28 protein-coding genes are annotated in these 25,299 nt (G+C 64.1%); 12 read left to right on the plus strand and 16 right to left on the minus strand.

Features of this window, described 5'->3' with window-relative positions:
* The first annotated feature begins 68 nt into the window (after positions 1–68).
* Positions 69–1,004, plus strand: a complete 936-nt coding sequence (locus tag LJ656_RS07295; RefSeq protein WP_230508596.1) for a dihydrodipicolinate synthase family protein — start codon at positions 69–71, stop codon at positions 1,002–1,004.
* 167 nt (positions 1,005–1,171) lie between these two features.
* Here the strand turns inward: LJ656_RS07295 and LJ656_RS07300 are convergent, their stop codons facing one another.
* The gene (locus tag LJ656_RS07300; protein WP_230508597.1) at positions 1,172–1,468 is read right to left on the minus strand and encodes a hypothetical protein; all 297 of its coding nucleotides are present in this window, start codon (positions 1,466–1,468) and stop codon (positions 1,172–1,174) included.
* A gap of 12 nt (positions 1,469–1,480) precedes the next feature.
* On the opposite strand from LJ656_RS07300, the gene LJ656_RS07305 reads away from it, so the two are divergent.
* On the plus strand, positions 1,481–1,885 hold the full coding sequence (locus LJ656_RS07305; RefSeq protein WP_230508598.1) for a hypothetical protein: 405 nt from the start codon (positions 1,481–1,483) through the stop codon (positions 1,883–1,885).
* A gap of 75 nt (positions 1,886–1,960) precedes the next feature.
* Here the strand turns inward: LJ656_RS07305 and LJ656_RS07310 are convergent, their stop codons facing one another.
* The 7 genes from LJ656_RS07310 to LJ656_RS07340 all read right to left on the minus strand — a co-directional run bounded on the left by LJ656_RS07310 (position 1,961) and on the right by LJ656_RS07340 (position 8,591).
* On the minus strand, positions 1,961–3,469 hold the full coding sequence (locus LJ656_RS07310; protein ID WP_230508599.1) for a CHASE2 domain-containing protein: 1,509 nt from the start codon (positions 3,467–3,469) through the stop codon (positions 1,961–1,963).
* 38 nt (positions 3,470–3,507) lie between these two features.
* On the minus strand, positions 3,508–4,134 hold the full coding sequence (locus LJ656_RS07315; RefSeq protein ID WP_230508600.1) for an OmpA family protein: 627 nt from the start codon (positions 4,132–4,134) through the stop codon (positions 3,508–3,510).
* The gene (locus LJ656_RS07320) at positions 4,131–4,718 is read right to left on the minus strand and encodes a FecR family protein (RefSeq protein WP_230508601.1); all 588 of its coding nucleotides are present in this window, start codon (positions 4,716–4,718) and stop codon (positions 4,131–4,133) included. Before LJ656_RS07320 ends, LJ656_RS07315 begins: the two co-directional genes overlap by 4 nt.
* Before the next feature lie 405 nt (positions 4,719–5,123).
* On the minus strand, positions 5,124–6,317 hold the full coding sequence (locus LJ656_RS07325) for an osmoprotectant ABC transporter ATP-binding protein OsmV (protein ID WP_230508602.1): 1,194 nt from the start codon (positions 6,315–6,317) through the stop codon (positions 5,124–5,126).
* Complete coding sequence (locus LJ656_RS07330; protein WP_230508603.1) at positions 6,314–6,967, minus strand: ABC transporter permease; 654 nt, start codon at positions 6,965–6,967, stop codon at positions 6,314–6,316. Before LJ656_RS07330 ends, LJ656_RS07325 begins: the two co-directional genes overlap by 4 nt.
* Positions 6,968–6,981: 14 nt before the next feature.
* Positions 6,982–7,878, minus strand: a complete 897-nt coding sequence (locus LJ656_RS07335; protein ID WP_230508604.1) for a glycine betaine ABC transporter substrate-binding protein — start codon at positions 7,876–7,878, stop codon at positions 6,982–6,984.
* On the minus strand, positions 7,875–8,591 hold the full coding sequence (locus LJ656_RS07340; RefSeq protein ID WP_230508605.1) for an ABC transporter permease: 717 nt from the start codon (positions 8,589–8,591) through the stop codon (positions 7,875–7,877). Before LJ656_RS07340 ends, LJ656_RS07335 begins: the two co-directional genes overlap by 4 nt.
* A gap of 602 nt (positions 8,592–9,193) precedes the next feature.
* On the opposite strand from LJ656_RS07340, the gene LJ656_RS07345 reads away from it, so the two are divergent.
* Positions 9,194–10,066, plus strand: a complete 873-nt coding sequence (locus LJ656_RS07345) for an endonuclease/exonuclease/phosphatase family protein (protein WP_230508606.1) — start codon at positions 9,194–9,196, stop codon at positions 10,064–10,066.
* A gap of 102 nt (positions 10,067–10,168) precedes the next feature.
* Here the strand turns inward: LJ656_RS07345 and LJ656_RS07350 are convergent, their stop codons facing one another.
* From LJ656_RS07350 to LJ656_RS07360, 3 genes are all read right to left on the minus strand, one after another.
* The gene (locus tag LJ656_RS07350; protein ID WP_230508607.1) at positions 10,169–10,510 is read right to left on the minus strand and encodes a hypothetical protein; all 342 of its coding nucleotides are present in this window, start codon (positions 10,508–10,510) and stop codon (positions 10,169–10,171) included.
* Between the two features lie 285 nt (positions 10,511–10,795).
* The gene (locus LJ656_RS07355; RefSeq protein WP_230508608.1) at positions 10,796–11,341 is read right to left on the minus strand and encodes a hypothetical protein; all 546 of its coding nucleotides are present in this window, start codon (positions 11,339–11,341) and stop codon (positions 10,796–10,798) included.
* A gap of 78 nt (positions 11,342–11,419) precedes the next feature.
* Positions 11,420–11,893, minus strand: coding sequence for an Lrp/AsnC family transcriptional regulator (locus tag LJ656_RS07360; RefSeq protein ID WP_230508609.1), 474 nt, complete (start codon positions 11,891–11,893; stop codon positions 11,420–11,422).
* Between the two features lie 386 nt (positions 11,894–12,279).
* Between LJ656_RS07360 and LJ656_RS07365 the strand changes: the two genes are divergently transcribed.
* Together LJ656_RS07365 and LJ656_RS07370 are read left to right on the plus strand one after the other, a co-directional pair.
* Positions 12,280–13,662 carry an amino acid permease gene (locus LJ656_RS07365; protein ID WP_230508610.1) on the plus strand — a complete coding sequence of 461 codons (1,383 nt, stop codon included), beginning with the start codon at positions 12,280–12,282 and terminating at the stop codon, positions 13,660–13,662.
* A gap of 44 nt (positions 13,663–13,706) precedes the next feature.
* Positions 13,707–14,912, plus strand: coding sequence for an amino acid aminotransferase (locus LJ656_RS07370; RefSeq protein ID WP_230508611.1), 1,206 nt, complete (start codon positions 13,707–13,709; stop codon positions 14,910–14,912).
* Positions 14,913–14,926: 14 nt separating this feature from the next.
* Here the strand turns inward: LJ656_RS07370 and LJ656_RS07375 are convergent, their stop codons facing one another.
* Positions 14,927–15,352, minus strand: a complete 426-nt coding sequence (locus LJ656_RS07375; protein WP_230508612.1) for a DUF1810 domain-containing protein — start codon at positions 15,350–15,352, stop codon at positions 14,927–14,929.
* A 187-nt stretch (positions 15,353–15,539) separates the two neighbouring features.
* Between LJ656_RS07375 and LJ656_RS07380 the strand changes: the two genes are divergently transcribed.
* Both LJ656_RS07380 and LJ656_RS07385 read left to right on the plus strand, forming a co-directional pair.
* Entirely contained in the window at positions 15,540–16,376 is an 837-nt protein-coding gene (locus tag LJ656_RS07380) for an RNase A-like domain-containing protein (protein ID WP_230508613.1), read from the plus strand.
* 5 nt (positions 16,377–16,381) lie between these two features.
* A complete protein-coding gene (locus tag LJ656_RS07385; protein ID WP_230508614.1) occupies positions 16,382–16,672 on the plus strand; it encodes a contact-dependent growth inhibition system immunity protein in 291 nt (96 codons plus the stop codon).
* Positions 16,673–16,683: 11 nt separating this feature from the next.
* Here LJ656_RS07385 and LJ656_RS07390 read toward each other — a convergent pair whose 3' ends face one another.
* From LJ656_RS07390 to LJ656_RS07405, 4 genes are all read right to left on the minus strand, one after another.
* On the minus strand, positions 16,684–17,925 hold the full coding sequence (locus LJ656_RS07390) for a complex I 51 kDa subunit family protein (protein WP_230508615.1): 1,242 nt from the start codon (positions 17,923–17,925) through the stop codon (positions 16,684–16,686).
* Between the two features lie 23 nt (positions 17,926–17,948).
* Complete coding sequence (locus LJ656_RS07395) at positions 17,949–19,598, minus strand: FAD-binding protein (protein ID WP_230508616.1); 1,650 nt, start codon at positions 19,596–19,598, stop codon at positions 17,949–17,951.
* A 17-nt stretch (positions 19,599–19,615) separates the two neighbouring features.
* The gene (locus tag LJ656_RS07400; RefSeq protein WP_230508617.1) at positions 19,616–20,254 is read right to left on the minus strand and encodes a 2Fe-2S iron-sulfur cluster-binding protein; all 639 of its coding nucleotides are present in this window, start codon (positions 20,252–20,254) and stop codon (positions 19,616–19,618) included.
* A gap of 153 nt (positions 20,255–20,407) precedes the next feature.
* A complete protein-coding gene (locus LJ656_RS07405) occupies positions 20,408–20,707 on the minus strand; it encodes an XRE family transcriptional regulator (protein ID WP_230508618.1) in 300 nt (99 codons plus the stop codon).
* A 435-nt stretch (positions 20,708–21,142) separates the two neighbouring features.
* On the opposite strand from LJ656_RS07405, the gene phaP reads away from it, so the two are divergent.
* The 5 genes from phaP to LJ656_RS07430 all read left to right on the plus strand — a co-directional run bounded on the left by phaP (position 21,143) and on the right by LJ656_RS07430 (position 25,153).
* On the plus strand, positions 21,143–21,727 hold the full coding sequence (phaP, locus tag LJ656_RS07410) for a TIGR01841 family phasin (RefSeq protein WP_230508619.1): 585 nt from the start codon (positions 21,143–21,145) through the stop codon (positions 21,725–21,727).
* Positions 21,728–21,874: 147 nt separating this feature from the next.
* A complete protein-coding gene (locus LJ656_RS07415; protein ID WP_230508620.1) occupies positions 21,875–22,093 on the plus strand; it encodes a hypothetical protein in 219 nt (72 codons plus the stop codon).
* Between the two features lie 190 nt (positions 22,094–22,283).
* The gene (locus LJ656_RS07420) at positions 22,284–23,354 is read left to right on the plus strand and encodes a GAF domain-containing protein (protein ID WP_230508621.1); all 1,071 of its coding nucleotides are present in this window, start codon (positions 22,284–22,286) and stop codon (positions 23,352–23,354) included.
* A 112-nt stretch (positions 23,355–23,466) separates the two neighbouring features.
* Positions 23,467–23,631 carry a hypothetical protein gene (locus LJ656_RS07425; RefSeq protein WP_178392161.1) on the plus strand — a complete coding sequence of 55 codons (165 nt, stop codon included), beginning with the start codon at positions 23,467–23,469 and terminating at the stop codon, positions 23,629–23,631.
* Between the two features lie 103 nt (positions 23,632–23,734).
* Positions 23,735–25,153, plus strand: a complete 1,419-nt coding sequence (locus LJ656_RS07430) for a uracil-xanthine permease family protein (RefSeq protein ID WP_230508622.1) — start codon at positions 23,735–23,737, stop codon at positions 25,151–25,153.
* Positions 25,154–25,299: the final 146 nt, after the last annotated feature.

Raw genomic sequence — 25,299 nt, forward strand, 5'->3', positions numbered from 1 at the left:
AACGCGATATTTGATCGATGCGATTTCGTAGATAGATCCGGAATGCTAATTACAGATAAGGAGCCGTAATGAACCGAGTGTCACCCGGCGCACGCCGTTACACAGGGGCGTATTCCGTAGCTCCGACGATCTTCACCGAACAGGGCAATCTCGATCTCGAGGGGCAGAAACGCTGCATCGATTTCATCATCGACGCCGGTGCGGATGGTCTTTGCATTCTCGCGAACTACTCGGAGCAGTTTTCCCTGTCCGACCCCGAACGCGAGCGTCTGACCGCGACGATACTCGACCATGTGGCCGGGCGCGTGCCGGTGATTGTGACCACGACGCATTTCAACCCGCGCATCTGCGCGGAGCGCAGCCATGACGCACAGGCGCGTGGCGCGGCCATGGTCATGATCATGCCGCCGTATCACGGCGCCACGATCCGGTGCGGCGAAGCGGCGATCCATGCGTTCTTCAGCGATGTATCGGAACACATCGAAATCCCCATCATGTATCAGGATGCGCCGATGAGCGGTACTCAGGTGTCGGCTGCGTTTCTTGCGCGGATGGCCCACGAGATTCCCAACCTTCGCTACTTCAAGATCGAAGTACCCCAGTCGGCCGCCAAGCTGCGCGAACTGATCGAGCTGGGCGGCGACGCCATCGAAGGGCCGTGGGACGGCGAAGAAGCGATCACGCTGCTCGCGGATCTCGACGCGGGCGCGACCGGCAGTGTGCTGGGAGCCGGTTACCCGGACGGCTTGCAGCCGATCATTCGCGAATACCTGGCGGGCAATCGCGAGGAGGCGGTGCGTGTCTACGAGAAATGGCTGCCGTTGATCAACTTCGAGAATCGCCAGTCTGGCCTCATGGCGTGCAAGGCTTTAATGAAGGAGGGCGGCATTATCGCCTGCGACGCGCCGCGCCGGCCGCTGACGCCGCTTCATCCGGCTACCCGGCAGAGCCTTGTCGAGATCGCCCGGCGCCTCGACGCACTTGTGCTGCGCTGGGCTCACTAGGTCTCGCAACCCGCCGCTGCTGGACGAGCCGTGCCGCTCGACGGCAGGATGAAGGTGCCCGACACGCCCGGCTTCGGCGGGCGGCTGAATCCAGCGTTATACGCCCAGCGGCTGTATGCACGTCGATCGCGGCTCGTGACAAGCCACAGGAGGGGCATCCATGCTGCTCAAGGACAAGGCATGGAAGTCAATTTTGCACGGGGCGTTCCGCGTTGCGCAGGCGGCGGCGAAACAGATGGTCCGGCCAATCTGCAATGAGCGAGAACGGCCCGCGACACAATGGCCCGCTTGCGTCTTAAAACTTGTGCTCGATCATCTGTTTTGTTGTAATCGTTGGCTCCCGCAACGAAGAAGGTGAGAACGATGGTGTGGATATACAAACAGGCGACCGCGTCCAATGGCTGTATCGTTCTTAAAATGATCTGGAGGAGAAAGATCTGGAACAGCGGCGACAGATTACTCAAGGTGGAGCATCCATGAAACGCGCCTTTGCAGCCTTGCTTCTATCGCTCCCCGCGTTATGTCTGGCCGAACTCAAACCCAAAACCTTTCCACCATGCGACAACTGGCCGACCAGGCTCGCCGAGGGGCAATTAAAAAGAAATGGAATCCTCGGCAATATCGACGATTCCAGAACCCGTGCGGTACTCGTCTCGAACGAGAAAATCGGCAAGTATGAGGACGGCCAGCAGATGTGGCGTCAGGTCTATCACATTACCTTTCACGATAAAAGCGGCAGAGTTATCGACGTGATGACTGTGAGCGACGCAGGTGAATTCGAATGTTCGCTAACTGGTGCAGACGTATTCGTCGTTACACAACACTATCCTTCGGAGGAGCATCTTATTAAAGGACTCGACTACTCCGGCAAAAAGCGCTGACCCGCAAGCTTCGGCCCGCGTCGCTGACCCGCCTCGTCGCGCCGCGAGCCGTCCGCGGGTCGCTACCGTCCCGTCTCAGTTCACGTCCTTGTCATCCCCGGAGCGCTTCCGCGCTTGAGCTTGCGACCCAACCGGAGGCTCTTCCTGTCCAAACGGAGCTTGCCCGCCAGCACCGCCTTCCAACTGATGCATCAACGTCGGCGACAGAAAACACCCCATTACCGCCGACAGAATGATAAAAATCGCCGCCGCGTCGATCAGGAACCCGAACCGCACGAAGATATAAAAGCAGCACAGCACGTTAAGCAGGTGCAGCGACACGCCGACCACCGCGAGCCCCCTCGGCACCGCCTTCATGAACGCCGGCAGCCGCGTGCCCTTGCGCGGTACGTACCAGACGATCAGCAGCCCGAACACTATGATGAAGCCGGTCTCCGCCCATTTCAGCCACGTCGGGCGGCGCAGGAAACGGCCTTCGAAGATCGTCTCGATGACCTGCGCCTGAATTTCGATCCCCGGCACGAGTTCGCCGAGCGGTGTCGTGCGCATGTCCGTCACGCCGGCGCCTGTCAGGCCGACCAGTACGAGTTTGTCGCGAAAGCGTTGCGGATCGACCGTGCGTTGCAGGACCTCGCGCGCCGACACGTAGCGGGCCAGCGTCGAGTGAATCGACGCGAAATGCAGCCAGATGTCCCCGCCGGGTTGCGTCGGCACCAGCGCATCCGCGACGCCGACCGTCTGCACGCCCGAGCGGTCGGTGTAGACATCGATGGCCGGCGACCCGGTCGCGACGCGCAGCATTTCGATCGGCAGACTCGGCACCAGTTTGTCGCCGAGTCCCATTACCAAAGGCAAATGCCGGACCACGCCCTGTTCCAACGCGACGCTCAGCAGCGCCTGTCCATGCGCGGCCGCTTGCAGCATCGGCAGGCTCGCGAGCACATAGTCGAAGCGCGGCACGCGGCCGAGCGTACCGTTGCCGTGCAGCCGGATCGGCGCGCTGCGCAGCGAGGTGCGGGTCTCGACCGCGGGATGATCGAGCGCGGCCGCGCCGAGGATCGTCGGCGCCGCGTGCAACGACGCGGCGAGAATCTCGTCGTGCGTCGGCAGCGCGCGCAACGCGGCGGCGAGTGCGGTGGTGCCGGGCGGCAAATTGTCGGCGACGCGCTCGGGAGAGGTCTGGTCCGGCTCCGGCATATAGATGTCGAGTCCGATCGCCAGCGGTTTCTGCGCCGCGATCGCATCGATCAGACCGGCGAGGCGGTTGCGCGGCCACGGCCACTGTCCGACGGCCGCGAGTGTTTCCTCGTCGATTTCGACGATGATCACCGGCTGCGCGTCCGGCACGCGCGGATAGTGACGCTGATACTGATCGAACAGCAGCTGCCGCGCCGACTTGAACGAGTCGGGCAGTGCTTCGTCGACCGTATCGACAAACGACGGGCGCGCAATGTCACTCGGCCATTCGCTGATCAGATTCAGCAGACTCAGGCCCCCCAGCATGATCAACGCGATCGGTCGCCCCTGCATCGCTTTCAGCAGTCTGCCGATGCGCGCGTGCCGGAGATCGTGGAAGCGTTTCATCGCGGGCAAGGGCCGTCAGCGGCGCCGGGCAGCAGTGCTCATTGAATCGTGATGACGACCCGCCGGTTCATCCGGTTGGGCACGCCGTCCGGCGTCGGCACGAGCGGCTCGCGTTTGCCGCGCGCGGCGGTTTCGATCTGCCTGGCGGGAATGCCTTGCTTGACCAGAAACGCCGCCGCGCTCTGCGCGCGCCGCATCGACAGTCGGTCGTTGAACTCGTCCGAGCCGGCCAGATCGGTGTGACCGATCACGACGACCTGCGGCGCGGGCCAGTTCGCCAGCACCGCTTTCATCTTCTCGACGGTGGCGGGCGATTCCGGTGCGAGTTCGGTGGCGGAATCGAACAGGAAGAACAGCGTGAAGGTCTGTGGGCGCGGTGGACGCGCCGCGAGCAGAGCGCCGTAACGCGTTTGTACGGTCTGCTGACTATCGGCGGTCGCTTCGATCTTGCCGTTCTGCGCGACGTCGACGCCGGCGTAAGCCTTGTCGATCGTCTGTTCGCCTTTTGCGCTATGCACGAGAACCGCGCCGACCTTGCCGTCGGGGTCGGGCAACAGGATGATCTTGTCCGGCGGCGTGCTGCATCCGGCCAGCCAGCTCAGCGCGACGAATGCGGCCGCTGTTGCCGGCGACGCGACGCGCCCGGATCGCAGCGCGGCTTTCAAGGCGTCGTCTCCCGTGGGTCGCCGACTTCGATGATGAACTGCGTGCCGCGTACACCGAGCGTCGTTGTCGGTGTGCTGAAGCGGACCGAGTCGGGATTCGCTTTGGCCAGCTTGCCGGAGATCACAGCGAGCGAACCGTGTTTGACGCTCGCGTGCAGCACCCCGTCATAGGTCTTGCTGTTGAACGCGAACTGTTCGAGTTCGAGTGTGGTGTTGGCGCCGGCGGACAGCTGGGTGGTGTCACGAAGCGTGATGCCGACCGACGATTCCGGACCGGTCACGACGCGGTCTTTGCTATACACGTCGCTGCCGATGCTCGCCGGCGCGCTGCCTGCCGGCCGCTCGATCCGCACCGTGCCCTTGACGGTTTTGACGACGCCGGCGACATCGGCGCCGACGGCGGGCGCGCTCGCCGGCGCGGGAGTAGACCCCGCGCTCGCATTCGGATCGGCTGCAAGCGCGTTAGCGGCGATGAAAGTGCAGAGCGCGCAGAACGCGCCGAACGCGCAGAACGCGTTAACGGCGGGGGCCGCGACGAGGCCACGCGCGACAGTCGGGACACGGGTGATCGAGCGGGCATGCATCGGTGACACCTGCTGGCGAAAACGCTAAATCCACGCGGCAGCGCGGCTTGCCGATGCCGACGTGGGGCTGTGACCGGAGACGACCGACTGCGCGCGGCGTTGAGACAGGTGCTGGGCAGGCGCAAACGGAGGCCCGGCAAAAAAGCGGGGCGTCGTTTGTGCTGCAACGAACAGAGTAGGGTGGCCGGCGCGCGCCGTTCTGTGCGGTTGCGCGCATTTCGTAAGAAACGTGCGGGAGGAGAGTGCGCGCAACCAGGCGCTATCGGCCTTGATATGGCGGCATTGGCGCGTGGCGTCTCGTGATGTCAGCCACGCTGCCGATGAGCGGCGGCCTCGCTTCGTACCGAGGTCGCGCCCGCTCGAATTAATGCTGCGTCGACAAATGCGCTTCGCTGTACGCAAGCATTACGACACCGCCGCCTGCGCCGCGGCCGCCTCGGCGGCGACCACTGCGGGCGACACGATCGCCGGCTGACCGGTCTGCCGACGCGACCGCCCGGAGCTCAGATAGTCGGCGATCGAATCCTGCGTGACTTCGCCGATATAGCGTCCATCCGCGTCCAGCACCGGCATCCACGACGAGTTGAATTGATACATCTTCGAGAGCACGATGCGCAGATGCTCGTCGGCGCTGGCGGTCGCCTTGAACGGCGTCAGATGATCGCCGCACACGCCCTGGCCCGCGCGCGCCGCGCGGCGCGTCACGTAGCCGAGCGCCTGCTGTTTATCGTCGACGACGGTCAGATAGCGGTTGTCGCTGTCGTCCATGATCTGGAACGCGCGAGTCAGCGGCAGATCGGGGCGCGCGGTTTCCGGCTGGGTGGCGGCGTCGCCGGCCTTCACCAGCAACAGACGCTTCAACGTGCTGTCCTGACCGACGAATGCGCCGACAAAGTCGTCGCGCGGATGCGCGAGCAGTGTATCCGGATGATCGTATTGCACCAGCTGACCACGGCGGAACACGGCGACCCGGTCGCCGAGCTTGATCGCTTCGTCGATGTCGTGGCTCACCATGATCACGGTCTTGTTCAACTGACGCTGCATCTGGAAGAACTCGTTCTGGATCGATTCGCGGTTGATCGGATCGACCGCGCCGAACGGCTCGTCCATCAGCAGCACCGGCGGATCGGCGGCGAGCGCGCGAATCACGCCGATGCGCTGCTGCTGGCCGCCGGACAACTCGCGCGGATAGCGCTTCAGATATTGCTTCGGATCGAGCGCGACCATCGACATCAGTTCGGTGGCCCGCTCGCGGCAACGCTTCTTGTCCCAGCCGAGCAGACGCGGCACGACCGTGATGTTCTCCTCGATCGTCATGTTCGGGAACAGACCGATCTGCTGGATCACGTAGCCGATATGGCGGCGCAACTCGACCTCGTTCAGGCCCGACGTATCTTCGCCGTTGATCAGCACGCGGCCCGAGGTCGGCGCGATCAGGCGGTTGATCATCTTCAGCGTGGTGGTCTTGCCGCAGCCGGAAGGCCCGAGAAACACGCAGATTTCGCCTTCGCCGACGGTGAGGCTCACCGAATCGACCGCCTTGATCTGCTGGCCGTCCTTCTGCGTAAAGGTCTTTGTCAGTTTGTCGAGTTCGATCATGTCTTTTGCACTCCCTTCGGTGTCAGCAGGCGTTGCAGCGCTTGCAGCAGCAGGTCGGCGACGATCGCGAGCACGCTCACGAGCACCGCGCCGACCAACAGTTTCATCATGTTGCTCTGGCCGATCGCACGGATGATCAGGTTACCCAGACCTCCCGCGCCGATCACCGCGGCGATCGTCATCACGCCGATGTTCATCACGACAGCGGTGCGCACACCGCCGAGAATCACCGGCACCGCGAGCGGCAGATCGACCAGACGCAGCCGTTGCCAGACGGTCATGCCGATGCCGAGGCCGGCTTCCTTGATGCCGGCGTCGACGTTGCGCAGCGCGAGGTAGGTGTTGCGCATGATCGGCAGCAGCGAATAGAGGAACACGGCGGTGATCGCCGGCACCGCGCCGATGCCTTGGCCGAAGCGCGAGAACAGCGGAATCATCAGGCCGAACAGCGCGATCGAAGGCAAGGTCAGCACCACGGTCGCGACGCTCAGCAACGGCGCGGCCAGCCACTCGTGGCGATTGATCAGGATCCCCAACGGTACGCCGACGACAATCGCGCAACCCACCGCGATCCCCACCAGCCACACGTGTTGCGCGGTCAGTTGCAGCAGTTCCGGCCAGTTGGCCGACAGATAGTCGAATACAGTCATCTAAAGGTCTCCGCTCAGGGCAACGGGTGTGCGCGCAGGAACTCGGCCGCGACTTCACGCACCGGCTTGCCGTCGATATCGACCTGCTTGTTCATCTCCAGCATCACGTCGTTGTTCAGCACGGCCGACAGCGCGTTCAGTTGCGCCGCGAGTTGCGGGTTCTGGTCAAGCGTCGCCTTGCGCACCACCGGCGTCGCGTTGTAGGCGGGGAAATAGTGCAGGTCGTCTTCGAGCGGCACGATGTCGAAGCCCTTCACGCGGCCGTCGGTCGTGTAGATCAGGCCGATCGGCACCTGCGCGTTATGCAGCGCGGTGTACACGAGACCCGGATCCATCTGGCGCGTTTCGGCGCGGCTGAAGCTCATTCCGTACGCCGCTTCGAGCGGCTTCAGGCCATCGGGGCGATTGGCGAACTCGGCGTCCATCGCGAACACGTGCTTCTTGTGCGGCTCGGCGGCGATCTTCGCGGCAAGCTGCGAGATCGTGCGGATGCCGGTTTCCTCGGCGTATTTTTGCGGCAGGCCGAGCGCGTACGTATCGTTCAGCGGCGACGCATCGAGCCAGACGAGGCCGCGTTTCGCGTCCAGTTCCTTCACGCGTTCGTACATCGCTTGCGCGTCGAGCTTTTCGGTGATCTTGTTGTAGACCAGCGCGGAAGTGCCCGTGTATTCCCACACCACGTCGATCTGGCCGTTCTCCTGCGCGCTGCGCATCAGCGTGCTGCCGAGACCGGCGCGCGCGTCGATCGTGTAGCCCTTCGAGCGCAAATATTGCGCGGTGATTTCGTTGAGCACGTACTGCTCGGTGAAATTTTTACCGCCGACCACGAGTGTCGTTGCACCAGCGTGTAGGCTAGCGAGCACCAATGCGCCGGCCGCGAGCCAGCGGCAGCGTTTGAACAGATTCATCATGCGGCCACCCCACGTCGCGCGAGCATGTAGCGGCTGCCGGCCGAGACGATGCCGTCGAGCACCAGCGCGAGAATGGCAGTCGCCGCCGCGCCGAGCAGAAGCTGCTGCTGGTTGTTCAGATAGATGCCGGGGAAGATCAGCGTGCCGAGACTGTCGGCGCCGATCAGATAGGCGAGCGGCGCGCTGCCGACGTTGATCGCGAGCGCGGTGCGCACGCCGCCTATGATGATCGGCAGCGCATTGGGCAACTCGACGCGCACGAGCGACTGCCAGCCGGTCATGCCAATGCCGCGCGCCGCTTCCTTCAGTGCGGGCGACACGTTCTTCATCCCTTCGTACGCGTTGCGGGTGATCGGCAGCAGCGATGCGAGGAACAGTGCGACCAGCGCCGGAATATCGCCGATGCCGAAGACGCCGAGCGCGATCGCCAGTACTGCCAACGAAGGCACGGTGTTGCCGATATTGAAGATCTGCATGAAGCGCTCGGCGTGACGCGCGAACGCGGGCCGGCTCAACAGCACGCCGCAAGGGATGCCGACCAGCAACGCGGCCGCCATCGAATAGCCGACCAGCAGCAGATGCCGTTTCGTGTAGTAGGCGAGATCCGGCGCGTATTGATGCAACGCGGCGGGTTCGATAACGTGGCCGAGCAATGCAACGAGGATGCCGAGAGCCACGAGACTGCCGATCAGTCTGGCAGGACGATGAATCATGAAGATGCGCCTCCGTGTTCGAGCGACGCGCGCAACAGGCCACGCCGCACAAGCGCCATCAAGGCGCTGCGAATGGGAAGTTCGGGACGCGGCAGGTGCCGCGAATTGAACCGAGTGATGCCGGGACTCTGTATGACTTGCCCGACGCGAGGACGCAGCATGTTGCGTTGTCCTCGATGGCTTGCCAGTGTGCGGTTAGCAATACTGGTGCCAGATCCTTCGATAAAGTGGACGGCGGCGTTGAGCCGCTTGTCCGGCAGGGGCTTGGCAAGCCCCTTCGTGAACCGGATTTGGGCCGGTGCTGGGTCGAATACGAGGTTCGTATAACTTGTATTCAACCCCTTCTAACTTAGCCTCTTCGACTGCGATTGAGCGGTTAGGGTGCGGCGATTATAGTCGGCGTATGCCGATTAGTCTACCCATGCGGCTAATCGACAGGCCACGCCGCGCTCGCGACACGTATTGCTACATTCATTGCAATGAAGACGAAGATACGGACTGCGTAGCAATCGGCCGCGGGTCATTGCGGCTCCGATGCGCACGATCACACTCGATGAAAACGCGGCGATAAACTGGAGCAAGTCTCGCAACCGGAGGACGTGATGAAACTACTCGACTGGAACATACAGTGGGGTTGCGGGGTGGACGGCCGCGTCGACCTCGGCCGCATCGTGCGGAACGCGCGCGCGTTGTGTGATTTCGACGTGCTGTGTTTGCAGGAAGTCACGCGCGGCTTCAACGAGGAGCCGGCGCGCGGCGGACTGAAGGGCCAGCCTTCGTTCGATCAGTTCGCCGAACTGGCCGCGCTGCTGCCGGGCATGAGCGTGTTCGACGCGATCGGCTCCGATCTTCCATCGCCGGGCACGAGCCGCAATCGTCGCCAGTTTGGCAATGCAATCGCGACCCGCTTGCCGGTGCGTCAGGTGCTTCGGCATTCTCTGCCGTGGCCCGCCGATCCCGCCAAACCGTCGATGTTGCGGGTCGCGCTCGAAGTGGTGCTCGAAGCCGACATCGGTCCGCTGCGGGTGATCAGCACGCATCTGGAGTTCTATTCGGAAAAGCAGCGTCTCGCGCAAGTGGAGAGACTGCGCGAGCTGCATCGGGAGGCTTGCGAGCATGCGCGTTTTCCGGCAAAGGCGGAAAAGCCGGACAGTCCGTTTGCGGATACCGCGCGTCCGGTCAGCGCCGTTTTATGCGGCGACTTCAACAGCGCATTCGAAGGCAGCGCGTATTGCCGGATGCTCGAACCGGTCGCGGACGCGCCGGCGTTCGTCGACGCATGGACCTGCGCGCATGCCGGCGAGGCGCGCGCGGCGACGGTTGGTCTGTACGATCACGAGCAATGGCCGGACGGACCGTTCGCGTGCGATTTCGTGTTCGTTACCGAGGAGCTGGGCGCGCGCGTTGCGTCGTGCGACGTCGATCCGCACAGCCGTTCGTCGGATCATCAGCCGATGTGGTTGGAACTGGTTTGACGTGAACCCGATGTCGCTAGTGCCGGGCGAAGGCCCGGACACCAGCGCGTGGAGTGTGAATTCAGGCAGGACGGAAGCAGGGCAGGCGCGCGGTATTAACCGTCACTGTTTGTGGACGTCGTCGCGATGAACCTCTTTTTCGACGACCTCCATGTCGATGGTCCGTCCATCGTCGCCGAACGGGCGGGCATCACCGAACGGACGCGTGTCGCCGAAGGTGCGCGACTGTTGGCGCAGCGAACGCGTCTTCCACCACAGATAGCCGACGACGATCAGGCCGACGCCGAACAGCACCGCAAGCAGAACCAGCGACAGCACAGCCGCCGCCACGAACACCACAGCGCTTACTACGACGACCAGTAAGCGGCTGAACCATCCGGAGCCGCCGATCCGGATCCCTTTCTGGTATGTCACCCGCGGCCGCGGGGGTATATCGTTTTGCATCGATCATCTCCAGGCTACAAGCTGCTATTATGCGACAGCATGCCGGCGAGCGGCTTGCGGCGCTCGCCCCGCGACGCACCGCGTCTTTGCGAAGCGCCCTGCGGCCACCGCGAAGCGCCGCCAGTGGCGCCGGAAAGGCTCATGCGGCAGGTTCATCGTTGCCGCCGCAGATGCGACAAAATGCGCGAGCACGGCTGAAGTTGAGCACCTGCGGTAGCGGGGCTGAGGGCGGACTGAATATGGTTAGCACGACGATCGAATAAGGCCGCGCGGCGCGCATCGCTGTCAGGGTTTCCAGGGCCACGTCGGATAGATCCGCTGGCTGGTCTCGATGCTCTCGCGACCTTTGTCGCTTTGCTCGTCGGCGAGCGGGGCGGCGCCGGCGGCAACGTCCTGCGCCAAGGCCCGAGGGTCCGCATCGGATTCGTTCGATGGTTCACGCATGTCCTCGTCAGCTTCCGGCAACGGCACACCGGCACCGAACCACGACACTTCGCCCGTCAAGCTGCGGACATACGCGCGCCAGCCGTCCGGGTTGCCGGCGAATAGGTGGCTTTGGACCGTCGCGGCGAGCCGCTCGCGGTTCAACTCGGGCTCCAGCAGTTCGCGCGGCCATTCGAGCAATGCACCAGTCGCTCCCCGCACGAACTCCAGCGAAGTCATCCGCGCCGACACGCACTCGAGCAACGGCAAGCGCGCGAGCAGTTTATTCGTGGCGACGAGCTCACGCACCGTCCTGTGCCTGTCGTCGTATTTGACGAGCAGGTTTACCGCCTCCAATACGTCGGCGAGGTGCAGTAAGAGGGCCCGGCGTTCATATGCGTCTTTCATCTGCTCAATTCCTTGCTGAGGTCGATGCGCGATTTTAACGCCGCGTTCGACCGGAAGCCGGCGCTCGCATTGCGCCACTTACTCCGCCAGCGGCACTGCGCCCGTGCACTTGATTTCGTCCAGACATACGCTCGATTTGACGCCGCTCACGCCCGGAATCCGCATCAGCGTATCGAGCAGAAATTCCGACAGCGCCTTCAGATCGTGCGCGACGACCTTCAGCATGTAATCGATATCGCCGGTGACGACGAAGCATTCCTGCACCTGGCGCAGTTCCGTGATCATCCGCTTGAACTTCGACAGATCGCGGACATGGCCGCGCTCCATCGTCACCTGAATGAAAGCCACCACGCCAAAGCCGAGCATCTGTGCGTCGAGCCGGGTTTCGTAGGACTTGACCACGCCGAGTTCTTCGAGCCGCCGGTGGCGCCTGAGCGTCTGCGCGGGCGACAGTTTGATCGCCTCGGCAAGTTCGAGGTTGGAGATGCGCCCCTGCGACTGAAGAATCTCCAGCAAACGCAGGTCGATACGATCGAATTCGGCCGTCTGCACTTTTCTTTCTCCATTCGTGGATGAAAGGAAATTTTAGTGCGCCAATAAGGGTTTGTCTCTGCCCGTTAGGAAATCATATTGCGGCGATAAAAAATTACACTGATTTCCCGTGAAGCTGGAGGAAAGCAGTCGAACACAGCAAATCGTGGGCCGTGCAGACTGTCCGGCCCCGTCGCCGCGAAATGAACAGCGAAATTTCCTTTCATCTATCCGACGCCAAACTTCACAGCCGCATCGACAACACAAATCGCTACCAGACACGGCACCGCTGTCACAAGCGCCGGTGCCGTAACGCCGCGGCACCTTCGCCTCGCCTGACCAGCGCGGGAGAAAAACGCGGCGTGACGTGCGGAATCCATCGCAGCACTCAGGAGACAGGAGAGAACATGCAGGCTCAGCAGCAGGGCTCGCTACACCGCGGGCTGAAGAATCGTCATATCCAGCTGATCGCGCTAGGCGGCGCAATCGGTACCGGGCTCTTCCTCGGCATTGCACAGACCATCAAAACGGCGGGGCCGTCGGTGCTGCTCGGCTACGCGATCGCGGGCGTCGTCGCGTTCTTTATCATGCGGCAACTCGGCGAAATGGTCGTCGACGAGCCGGTTGCCGGTTCGTTCAGCTACTTCGCCGGCAAATACTGCGGCCAGTTCTCCGGGTTCGTGTCCGGCTGGAATTACTGGGTGCTGTACATCCTCGTGTCGATGGCGGAGTTGTCGGCGGTCGGAATTTACATGCAGTACTGGTGGCCGGGTCTGCCCACGTGGGTCTCGGCGCTGGTCTGCTTCTGCCTGATCAACGCCGTCAATCTCACCAGCGTAAAGTCGTACGGCGAGCTCGAGTTCTGGTTCTCGATCATCAAGGTCGCGGCGATCGTCGGGATGATTGGCTTCGGCGGTTATCTGCTGGTGTCGGGCCATGCCGGTCCCGAAGCGGGCGTGGCGAACCTGTGGCGGCACGGCGGCTTCTTTCCGAACGGCGTGTCGGGTCTCGTGATGGCGATGGCCGTGATCATGTTCTCGTTCGGTGGGCTGGAGCTGGTCGGCATCACCGCCGCCGAGGCCGACGACCCCTCGCACACGATTCCGCGCGCGACCAATCAGGTGATCTACCGGATTCTGATCTTCTACGTCGGCGCGCTCGGCGTGCTGCTGTCGCTGTATCCGTGGCAAAAAGTCGTGACGGGCGGCAGTCCGTTCGTGCTGATCTTTCATGCGATGAACAGCAACTTCGTCGCCAACGTGCTCAATGCGGTGGTGCTGACCGCCGCGCTGTCGGTGTACAACAGCGGCGTCTATTGCAACAGCCGGATGCTGTACGGCCTCGCGGGCCAAGGCAATGCGCCGCGTGCGCTGCTGAAGGTCAATTCGCGCGGTATTCCGCTCGTCGCGCTGGGCGTTTCCGCGCTGGCCACGGCCGTCTGCGTGGTGATCAACTACCTGATGCCGGGCAAGGCGTTCGAATTGTTGATGGGGCTCGTCGTGTCCGCGCTGATCATCAACTGGGCAATGATCAGCATCATCCATCTGCGCTTTCGCGCCGCCAAAACGCGCGCCGGCGAGACGACCGCGTTCCGCAGCCTCGGCTATCCGCTGACCAACTACCTGTGTCTGGTGTTCCTCGCAGGCATTCTGGTCGTGATGTGGCTGATCCCGGATCTGCGCCTGTCGGTCTACCTGATCCCCGTGTGGCTGGTCGCGCTGGCCGTTGGTTATCGGCTGCGCAACCGTCGCGCGGACGCGTCGGTCGGGATCGGCGTGCCGACGCGCTAGGCGCCGCGCGCTGTCCAACCTTCCAGCTAAATCGAGGAATCAGCATGTTCGAACACATCGATGCCTATCCCGGCGACCCGATCCTCACGTTGAACGAGAACTTCGCGAAAGACCCGCGCGACGCCAAGGTCAATCTAAGCATCGGCATTTACTACGACGACCAGGGCCGCTTACCGGTGATGCAAGCGGTGCGGGAGGCCGAAGCGCAACTGCTCGCGCAGCCCGGGCCGAAACCGTATCTGCCGATGGCCGGCTTCGCGCAGTACCGCGACGCGGTGCAGGCGTTGCTGTTCGGTGACGACTCGCACGCACGCAGCGAAGGGCGCATCGCGACGGTACAGACGCTGGGCGGCTCGGGCGCGCTGAAGGTCGGCGCGGATTTCATCAAGCGCTACTTTCCGGGCACGAAGGTCTGGGTCAGCGATCCGACGTGGGAAAACCACCGCTTTATTTTCGAACGCGCGGGCTTCGAAGTCGGCACGTATCCGTACTACGACGAAGCGAGCGGCGGCCTGCAATTCCCGGCGATGCTCGCGGCGATCGACGCGCTGCCGCCCCGCAGCGTCGTGCTGCTGCACGCGTGCTGTCATAACCCGACCGGCGTCGATCTGAACGACGCGCAATGGGTGCAACTGATCGAGGTGATGAAGCGGCGCGAGTTGCTGCCGTTCATCGACATCGCGTATCAGGGTTTCGGCGCGAGCATCGAAACGGACGCATTTGCGCTTCGTGAACTCGCGCGCCAGAACGTCCCCGCATTGGTGGCCAATTCGTTTTCGAAGAACTTCTCGCTGTATGGCGAGCGGTGCGGCGCACTGTCGGTGATCTGCGAATCGCCCGCGATTGCTGCGCGCGTGCTGGGTCAATTGACGAGCGCGGTGCGCGCGAACTACAGCAATCCGCCGACTCACGGCGCGAAGATCGTCGCGCGCGTGCTGGGCACGCCGGCGCTGCGGCAAGCATGGCAGGAAGAACTGGCATCGATGTGCGGGCGCATCAAGCGGATGCGCGGGGAGATTCACGAGCGTCTGCGCGGCAAGGTGCCGGACCGGCTGCTCGCGCGTTATATCGAGCAGCGCGGGATGTTCACCTATACAGGGCTGTCGGCGGGGCAGGTCGACACGCTGCGCGAGACGCACGGCGTCTACCTGATCCGCTCCGGGCGCATGTGTGTCGCCGCGCTGAATGAGAACAACGTGGCGGCAGTGGCCGACGCGATCGCGCAGGTGATCGCGCAGCGCGGCACCTAGGGCAGTGCCTGGAGCTACGCTTCGAGCAATGCCACGGTTCGCGGATCGGCCTCGCCGCCGAAATATTTGCGCAGCGCTTCGACGAACACGTCGTTGTCGGTCGTCGCGCGCGCGAACAGCGTGATCGACGAGCGAAACTTCAGGTCATCCGGATACCCGAAGATGTCTTCGATCGAACGGCCGTCGACCTGATTGACCAACTGCGTCGTTTCACGCAGCCGTGGGCCGAGGAGCGGGTGGCGCAGATAGGCCTCGGCCTCGGCGAGCGACGCAAGCGCGTAGCGCTGGGCCGTCGCGCTTGCGCCGAGCCCCCGGATTTGCGGAAACACGAACCACATCCAGTGGCTGCGCTTGCGGCCATGCCGCAATTCATCGCGGACCTGGGCGTAGACCGGGTCCTGAGCATCGACGAAACGTTGCAGGTCGTAGGGATCGTCCATGGGCTAGTCCTCCTGATGTCGGAGAGGTTAGCAATCCGTGGGCCGGATCTGCGGGCGGCTTTTCCGATGCACGGACCCTCTACAGTCAATCCAGGAAAAATGACACCTCAAAATCATCCTTCGCCCATTTAATACCTTAGTGCTAATTGGTAGTTTTTCCGCTCCCCATCAAAGGAGAGCGATTCGGATGTCTTATCAAGAAGATTCAGACGGCCTGCGCATAGTACTGAGCGCGCCGCAGTTGGCTGCGGTGTTGGCCCGTCAGTCGATCAGTCAGACAGAAATGCTGACTAATCGACTTTGGGGCAGCTTGCAGGTGGTCGGCGGCGTTCTGGAAATGGTCGGCGCGGCGGCGCTCTGCGTGCTGCCCGAACCAACGATGGTGAGCAAGGCCGGCTGCATTGTGTTCGGTGCGCATGGCTCCGATGCCGCGGCCACAGGTTTGCGCCAGGTATGGACCGGGTACGACACCCTCTCACTCACGCAGCAGGGCACCAGCAAGCTGGCTCAGGCCATGAAGGCCGGGCCGGAAACGGCGAACCATATCGCCGTCTCACTCGATCTGATGGTGCCGTTCGGTTTTGCGGGGTCCATCAAGGCTGCGCGGGCGATCAGTATCACGCGTGGCCGGATCGATTTGCAGATGCATGAGGCGAAGGCCGCGCAGCCGAATCTCGGCGGGCATACACTTCGAAAACATGTGGGGAAGGATGAGGCATGGCTTCGGGCGCGCTTGAAAAGAGAGCCCAGGAAGAAAGTCGTGTCCTCGTTTGTAAATGTTGAACAGGCGAAACGGGCCATTTCTGAAACAATGCACGCGAATGCGGCAATAATTAAGAACTGGGCTCGAAACTGCCCGCCGAACGATACGCTCACTGTGACGAAAGTAGTTTCCGGTGAGATTGGCTATGGGGTAACGCGGGCGACTGGCGAATTCACGCGCATGAACGAAGTCTTCATCATGTTGAAATATGAAACGTACAACGGAATGCCGTTCTACATTGTTACCGCTTTCATTGGATAAAAAAGATGAAACCAGCCGATCGCTATCCAGCAATGAATCATCTCTTTAATATGTATTTCGGGCAGGACTTCGATCTGTTCGGAGATTCGATTCCTGAAATTGTCGCGTGCTTCAAGAGAGACTGCCATAGTCACTATCAAAACGTGCTTCGTGAAATACACGCATTCAGAAGCGAACATCCGAACGATCTTGCCGTCGCATTCGAGAAGACTTATTTGCGGGCATTCTCTCCGGAGCCGGAAGGCTACACGACGGTATCGTTCCTTGCCGAAGTAGAGCGCCTGCTGCGCGAATAGTCGGCTGGCACCTACGCCAACAGCGTTTCGTATTCCTCCCGAAACTGCGCGATCGAGCTTTCGACCACCGTCACCGCGCCGTCGATCAGCCCGCAGCGCCCGCTACCCGGCAGAATCCGGCACAGGTTCTCCAGCGCCTCCAGATCGGCGCGCACACCACGGCCGGTGTCGAGGCGATTGAGCAGCCGCATCATCTGAAAGGTCCCGCCCTTGCACGGCGGACATTGCCCGCACGAACCCTGGGCGAAGAAGCTCACATACTCGGCGACCTTGCGGACGATGCTGGTGCCCTCCGACACGACGATCATCGCGCCGGTGCCCAGACGCGAGTGGCGTTGCCGCACCGAATCGAAGTCGAGCGCGACGTCGAGGTCGCGCTTCGTCAGCAGCGTATTGGACGGCCCGCCGGTAAACACCGCCTTGAATTGCTTGCCCTGCAACATGCCGCCGCCATGCTCGAACACCAGCGTCGCGAGGCTGATGCCCATCGGCAGTTCGTACAGACCGGGCCGCAGCACATCACCGGACAGCGAGTAGAGCTTGGTTCCGGCCGCGTCGCCCGCGCCGAGGTCGCGATACCACTGCGCGCCGTGGCGCAGAATGCCCGGCACGTGCGCGAGGGTTTCGGTATTGTTGACGACCGTCGGCGCCCCATGCACCCCGCGCTCGGCGGGAAACGGCGGTTTGCGGCGCGGGAACGGAAAGCCGCCTTCGACGCTGGCGATAACCGCGGTCTCCTCGCCGCCGATATACAAGCCGGAGCTAGGCACGACGCGCAGCGACAGCGGCATGCCGACAGCCTGCCCGATCGCCGCGAACAGCGGATGCGCGTGCCACTGCCCAACGGCCTCGCGGGTCACGGCGAGCGCTTGCTGCTGATGCGGGTTCACATACAGCACGACGTGATTGGCGCCGGTCGCGACGGCCGCGATCAGCGCGCCCTCGATCACCTGGTGCGGCGTATGTTCGAGCAGAAAGCGATCCTTGAAGGTGCCCGGTTCGTCCTCGTTGCCATTGCAGATGATGTATTTGTCGCCGGCCGGCGCGGCCGCCACCGGCGCCCATTTGCGATGGGTGGGAAAGCCCGCGCCACCCATCCCGCGCAAGTCGGCGGCGGCAATTTCCGCCAGCACCGCCGCACGGTCGTCGAGTGCGCGGCTCAGCCCCACGCCGCCGCCGCGCGCGAGCCACGCGTCGAGGTCCGCGCCGACGCGGATCTCGTCGCGCAATAGAACCTGATTGGGTTTGTCCATTGGCGCTCGCTCCGTGACTTGCCTCATCGTGTGTCGCCGGGCGCTTGCGGCGGCGCGTCCGGATGCAGGCCGGCAGCGGCGCGCAGATCGAAGTGCGCGTAGTCGGGAAACAGCTGCGGCGCCTTGAATTCCGGCGACAACCCCGCCAACGTCAGCTCGCGCTGCCACGCATGCACGTGGCCGATGCTCGCGCGGCTCGCCATCACGCGGCCCTTTGCTTCGGCCGCGCTGCGCCCGGCGCGCCGCCCCATGCTGAGGATGTCGAGTAGCGCGTTGCCCATCAGCCGGTTGCGGCCGTGAATGCCGCCCGTTAGTTCACCTGCGCAATACAGTCCGGGAACGTTGGTCGCGCCGTGCGTGTCGATCGCGACGCCGCCGTTCTGATAGTGCAGCGTCGGATAAACCAGAAACGGCTCGCGCGCCGGATCGATCCCGCACTTGTGCGCGAGGTGCCGCAGCGTGACGAGGCGTTGCGCGAGAATGCCGGGGTTCGCCAGTTCGAGCGTCGGCGTATCGAGAAACACGCCGGCCTGGCCGTCGCGCACGATCCCGCGGCCTTGCGCGCATTCGCGCAGAATCGCCGACGCAACCACGTCGCGCGGCTGCAGTTCGTCGACGAAGCGTTCGCCTTCGCCATTGATCAGCGTCGCGCCGGCGGAGCGCGCCGCTTCGGAGATCAGCCCGCCCGCGAGGCGCGGCGGCCATGCGATACCGGTCGGGTGGTACTGGAACGAGTCGAGTTCGCGCAGCCGCGCGCCGAGCCGGTACGCGAGCACGAGGCCGTCGGCGGTCGCGCCGTAGTGGTTCGAGGTCGGGAACGCGTTCAGGTGCAGGCGGCCGGCGCCGCCGGTCGCGAGGATCACCGAGCGCGCGCGGACCAGCACGAAGGTGCGCCATTCGAGGTTGTAGATCACCGCGCCCGCGCAGCCGCCGCGCTCGTCCGACAGCAGTTCGACAGCGGGGCAGCGGTTCCAGACGTCGATGCCCGGTTCGAGATACACCGCCTCGCGCAGCACCCGCATCATCTCGAGACCCGTGTAGTCGCGATACGACAGGATGCGCGCGGCCGATGCGCCGCCCGGCTTCTTGCGCAGCAGGTTGCCGCCGGCCGGCCGTTCGTCTTCGACGTCGAACGCCATGCCGAGCTGGATCAGCCAGCGAATCACGTCGGGGCCGTCCATCACCATCTGCGCGACGAGTTCGGGGTCGGCGCAAAAATGGCCGGCGCGCAGCGTGTCCTCGAAATGCAGCTGCGGACTGTCGTCGTCGCCGATCGCCGCCTGGATGCCGCCTTCGGCCATCACCGTGTTGCTGTCGCCGAGCCGCAGCTTGCCGGCGACGATCACCCGGGCGCCTTGTTGCGCGGCGCTTAGCGCGGCCGCGCAGCCGGCGCCGCCGCCGCCGATGATCAGCACATCGGTGCTGACGAGCTGCGCGCCGGCGAGGTCGACGTCGTCGATCAGCGCATTCGCTTGCAGGTGCCGTGCGAGATCGGGCTGGCACGGGTCGCCGCGGTTCACGCCGACCTGTAGCGCGACGCGCGCATTCGCCCCGTGATCGGGATGGTAAGCCTTCAGCAGTGCAGCGACGGAAGTGTCGTCGCTGCGCAGCGCGGGCGAGCTGCCCGGCTGGTAGCGCCGGCGCGCGGTTTCGTAGGGAATGCCAACGGTCATGATCGTGCGGGTCTCCGTCAGCGCGGCGGCCGCGCGCCGGGCGCGTCGAAATCGATCGTCATCTCGCCGCTGTCGATCTGCTGCAGCCGGCGGATCAGATTGGCCGGCCGCAACGATTGCGATGCGCTCATCCGTCTGACGAACAGGCCGAGGTGATTGGGGCGGATATGCTCGGGGCAGGCGAGCGAGCACAGGTTGCACATCACGCATTCGTCGAATACGTGGCCCGCGTCGGCCAGTTTGCCGGCCACCGCGAGATTCACGCCTTGCTGAACTTCGAGGCCTTTCGGGCACGCGCGATCGCAGCCGCTGCAGTGACGGCAATGGGCGGCTTCGGGAAAGACGTCGGCGAGGGTGCGCAGCGCGTGCCAGCTATCGCCGAGCTCTTCCATCCGATAGGTGTGGCGCGTCTGACTGCTGAAGTAATCGATGAACGCGACCTGCATGCCGTCCTCGATCAGCGTCTCGCACGCGAGCAGCGTTTTGACTTCCTGCTCGCCGCTGCGCCGGACCATCACGCGGCACGAGCCGCATACCCCCTGGCCCAGGCAGCCGACTCCTTCGACCAGCGTGTGGCCGGCATGCTGAAACGCTTGCAGGATCGAGCAGTTATCCGGCGCTTCGAGTTCGCGCCCATCGATGCTCAGGCGAACCATCCCAGGTCTCCTTGCGAGGCGCTGTCGCCACCATGGCGAGGCCGTGAAAAACGCTATGAAACATAGCACAGGAAAACGCGGAGAACCGGGGCTCGCGAGGGGGAAGTGCGAGGCCCGATGCGGGATGCATGTGCGCGCCGGTCGGCGCTTCGTCTAACCGGCTGCGTGCGCGTAGTCTCGCGAAGCGGCGGCTGTGTCGCCGGTGCAGAGCCAGTGAATGTCGAGGTCGAACGCGGCGGCGAGACGGGTGCACGCGTTCAGCGGCGGCACGGTGATGCCGTGGCGCCAGTACTGCACGTCGTACTCGCTCACGCCCAACCATTTAGCGGCGTGGGCCGAACTGAGGCGGGCCCGTTTGAAGGCCCGGTCGAGGCGCGCGGCCAGCGCGCGCCGGAGACGGTCGTCGTCGACGCTACGTTCGAGATGGCCAATAGTCTGCAAATGCGGGTTCATGCGTCGGATCTCTGAGCTTGCTTTTTGTCGCTCGTCGCCGGCGGGTGAGCGGCGTCGCGCGACGGTCGCGAGACATTACGGGGCGGTGATGACAGCGGTGTGAATCGATGCGCGCATTGCGCGGAAGGCGGGCAAATATTGCGCGTCGCACAAAGTTACCTAACGGTGAAAAAATCGGACGAATAGGCATATTCGTGACTACGGGTTTTCACTTAAATGTTGCGTCAGTCCTTTTGTGGGCGGGGGTTTTGGCGCGCGTGAGTGCGGTCTCGATCACACTCGGGCCGTAATCTCGTTGACATTCTTCGGCACCGATCTAGAATCGGTTTTGCTGCATCGCATCAAATGATTTGCCGGATGCGGTGCGCGGCGCGTGTCCCGCTTTGCCGCGCACCGCACCCGGCCCGCTGGTCCCGCCCCTCGATGGAGTTATCGATGATCAGTACTACCCCGCAACATCTCGCCGCCGCGCAGAAAGCGGGCGTCGACACGACGTTCGAAATCCTCAACAAAACGGCCGGCGCGCTCGAAAAGCTGATCGCGCTGAACCTGCAAACCGCCAACGCCGCGCTCGCGGACCAGCAGCAACGCGCGCACGACGCGCTCGCCGCCAACGCGCCGCAGACGATCTTTGCGCAGCAGGCGGGCCGCTCGCAACCCATGCTGGAAAAAACCCAATCCTATTGGCGCGAAGTTCACGAAATCGCGGCCGGCACGCGCGCGGATTTTCTGGCGCTCGCGCAAGCGCGGCTGAGCGCGTATCGCAGCGACGCGCAACGCTATTTCGACAATCTGGCGAAACAGGCGCCGGCCTGCAGCGAAACCGCGGTCGCCGGATGGAAGGCCTTCATCGGCGCGCTCGGCGACACGACGGAGCGGGCGAGCGCCGCGTATGACACGGTCACGAAGGCGGTCACGCAGGCCCAGGAAACCGCCGCCGACGATCTCGCCGCGAGCGCAGCGAGCGCGGTCAAGCGGACCCGGCAACTCGCGGCGCCCGCCGACACCGCCGGCAAGTAAGCGAAACGCTCGCGCACGCGCCGCGCCGGCCAGCCCGGCGTGGCCGTCGACGCTACCCGGCGGGCTCCCTTGCCTGCCGTCCCCGGTACCTCGACGACAGTGCCACCTGCCAGCGCGCAGCTGTTAAGCAGCCCGAAGGAGCAGTGGATGAAGACGGCAAAGAGGAACCTGCGGTCGCTGGTCGATAAATGGCTGACCTCGGCGACCCCGGTGCGGCTGACCCGAGTCGGCCGCACCGGCGCGAACTGCACGCGTTGCATTCACATCGAGGCGCGGCGCGCGGACGGCCTCGTCGGGCTGTTTTTCTTCCGTCACGACGACGGCAGCTGGCAGGTGTTTCCACCCGGCAAAGACCGCTTGCCATAACGCGGATGCGTTGGGGTTGACCGCAACAGACATCTGGCGACGAATGACCGATTGTTGTCTGCGGAAAACATTCATTCGGCGTAAAACTTTATTGCGCCGATCACCAGTACCGACACGAATGCCCACCCAAGCGAGCCTTCAACCGATTACCGTCACCGCCCTTCATTCGTCCCAGGGGGCAAGAGCGAACATGCGCACGGCAAGCCCTGTTTTGACCGACCGGCTGAGCCAGTATCGTTTGCTGATACTCGAGATGATCGCGAGAGGCCTGCCGTACGACGAGTGTCTGGACGCGATCGCCGATTGCGTCGCGGAACTCGGCAACGGCTTGCGCGCATGGTTGGTGCTGGCAGACGAGTCGAGGAGCCGGGTCGAACGGATCCAGGGCAAGCAGGTGCCGCCGTTGCTGCGCGACAAGCTGCCCGGCGCGCCGATCGACGATTCCTGGTTCGGCACCTGCGGCCGCGCGATCCACCGGGGCGAGCGCACCATCTGCAGCGACGTGGCGGGCGACCGGCGCTGGGCTGCCCGCTGGCGCGACGTGTGCGTCGCGTCGGACATTCAGGCCTGTTGCTCGACGCCGGTGTTCGTCGGCGGCACGCGGCCGGTGGGCTCGCTGCTGCTGGCCCGCGACGCGCCCGGCGAATTTTCCGCCGAGCAGACCGGCGTCGCCGACTGCGCCGCGTATCTGGTGAGCGTGCTGATCCAGCGCACGCGGACCAACGCGTTGGCGCTCGAAGCGCGCGCCAGCATCGAAGAGCGGATCGCGAGCCTGCATCGGCTGATCGGCGTTTGCCTCGAACTGAGCGCGATCCGGCAGGAGCGCGACTTCGTGCGCGCGGTGCTGAAGTCCGCCTGCCTGCTTTCCAATGCACCGTTTGCCAGCGTGCAATTGCCGGCGCCGTGGCAACGGCTCGCCGGCGCGCGGGAGATCAATTCGCGCATCGCGCTGTCGCCCGCGCTTAACGCACAGTTGGCGAGGCAGCTGAGTGCGACGCCCGGCGGCGCGAAAAGCCGCTTCGCCGGCGATATCGCGAAAGCCGGGCTGGCCGGCGCGCTGAGCGCCGCGTTGGCTAAGGAGGGGGTGCGGGCGCTGCAGTTCACCGCGGTCGGCAGCGCGCAACCGCGCCCGGCCGGCATGCTGTGCGTGTACTGGAACGTCGAGCGCGCGCCGTCCGCGACTCGCGCATGGGCGCTGGAGGCGCTCGCGACGTTGACCGCGTCGCTGGCCACGCGCTTCGACTCCGCCGACGCGGCTTGAACGGGACGGCTGGACGCGCGAATCGTCATGCGCGAAGGCAACGCGCGATCCGCGCGTTAGCGGCCGGAGTACACTGATTTTCGCGGCGTCGTTACCGCGCAAGGAGGTCGAAATGAGATTCGCCGAACTGTTCAGGCGCCCGAAGCGGGGCGTCAAGGTCGCTCACGCATCCGAAGCAGAGCCGCATGAGGATCACGCGAAGGCGCTGCAAAAGGAGGCGAGAAAGCAGTGGGACGTGGTCGGGCGCAATCGCCACAAGAACGCGAAGTGGCAGTAGCGCGACGGCGAGCGCCGCGAGCGTTTCCCCAGCCGATGCCGGGCCGCAGCCGAGCCCGGCGGCTACGATAAAATCGCGGGTTTTCCTCTAAACTCACCTGCCCGTGCAATCCGCTTCCTCTGCTACACCCGCCACACCAGCCACACCCGCCGCTACCGCGCGCGACGCTAGCGCCGACGCCGCCGAATCCAGCCACGATCTCGTCTACGGTCCGAACGACCGCCCCGCGCCGACCCTCGCGTTCGTCGCGGCGCTCCAGCATCTACTCGCGATCCTCGTGCCGATCGTCACGCCGGGTCTGCTGATCTGCCAGGCGCTCGGCGTGTCGAGCCGCGACACCACGCTGATCGTATCGATGTCGCTGGTGGTGTCCGGCATCGCGACCTTCCTGCAATGCAAACGCGTCGGGCCGCTCGGCGCGGGCCTGCTGATCGTGCAGGGCACGAGCTTCAACTTCGTCGGTCCGCTGATCGCCGGCGGCAGCCTGATGGTCAAACAGGGCACCCCGGTCGAAACCGTGATGGCGGCGATTTTCGGCGTGGTGATCGCGGGCTCGTTCGTCGAGATCGGCGTGTCGCGCATCCTGCCGTTCGTCAAGCGCCTCATTACGCCGCTGGTGACCGGCATCGTCGTGCTGCTGATCGGCCTCACGCTGATCAAGGTCGGGCTGATCAGCATGGGCGGCGGCTATGGCGCGATCGCGAAGGGCAACTTCGCGAGCGTCGAAAACCTCACGCTGTCCGGTCTCGTGCTCGGCACGATCATCGTGCTCAATCGCGTGCCGGTGGTCTGGGTGCGCAGTACCGCGCTGGTGATCGCGCTGGCCGTCGGTTATGTGGCGGCGGGCCTGATGGGCCGGCTCGACTTCACCGGCGCGCGCGAAGCGTCGCTGCTGCAGATCCCGACGCCGCTGCACTTCGGCCTCGGTTTCTCGTGGCCGCTGTTCGTGCCGATGCTGATCATTTATCTGGTCACGTCACTCGAAGCGATCGGCGACGTAACCGCGACCAGCAAGATTTCGAAAGAGCCGGTCGAAGGGCCGGTGTGGATGCGGCGCATCAAGGGCGGCGTGCTGGTGAACGGTGTCAACTCGCTGCTGGCCGGTTTCTTCAACACGTTTCCGAGTTCCGTGTTCGCGCAGAACAACGGCGTGATCCAGTTGACCGGTATCGCCAGCCGTCACGTCGGTCTGTGGATCGCGGGCATGCTGGTCGTGCTCGGTCTGTTTCCGCCGGTGGCCGGCGTGTTGCAGGCGGTGCCGGAACCGGTGCTCGGCGGCGCGGCGATGGTGATGTTCGGCGCTGTCGCCGCGTCCGGCATCAACATCCTCGCGGGGATTCGCCTCGACCGCCGCGCGCTGCTGATCATCGCGGTTTCGCTCGCGCTGGGCCTGGGCGTGTCGCAGGTGCCGGAGATTCTCACGAGCTTGCCGCATGCGTTGAAGAACGTGCTCGAATCGGGCGTCGCGACGGGCGGCATTTGCGGGTTGCTGATGAACTGGTTTTTGCCGGAAAAGCGTTGATGCGCGACGCTGGCGATCACGCCGGCACCGGGACCCGCGCTGTTGCCGCGGCGGGGTCGACGCTGCCAAAACGGCGCGTTCCCGGCGGTTTCCCCCTACAAATACAGTCGCGCGGTGATGGTACATTAACGCCTGACCTCGCATAA

This window comes from Paraburkholderia sejongensis (assembly GCF_020880815.1).
Lineage (GTDB): Bacteria > Pseudomonadota > Gammaproteobacteria > Burkholderiales > Burkholderiaceae > Paraburkholderia > Paraburkholderia sejongensis.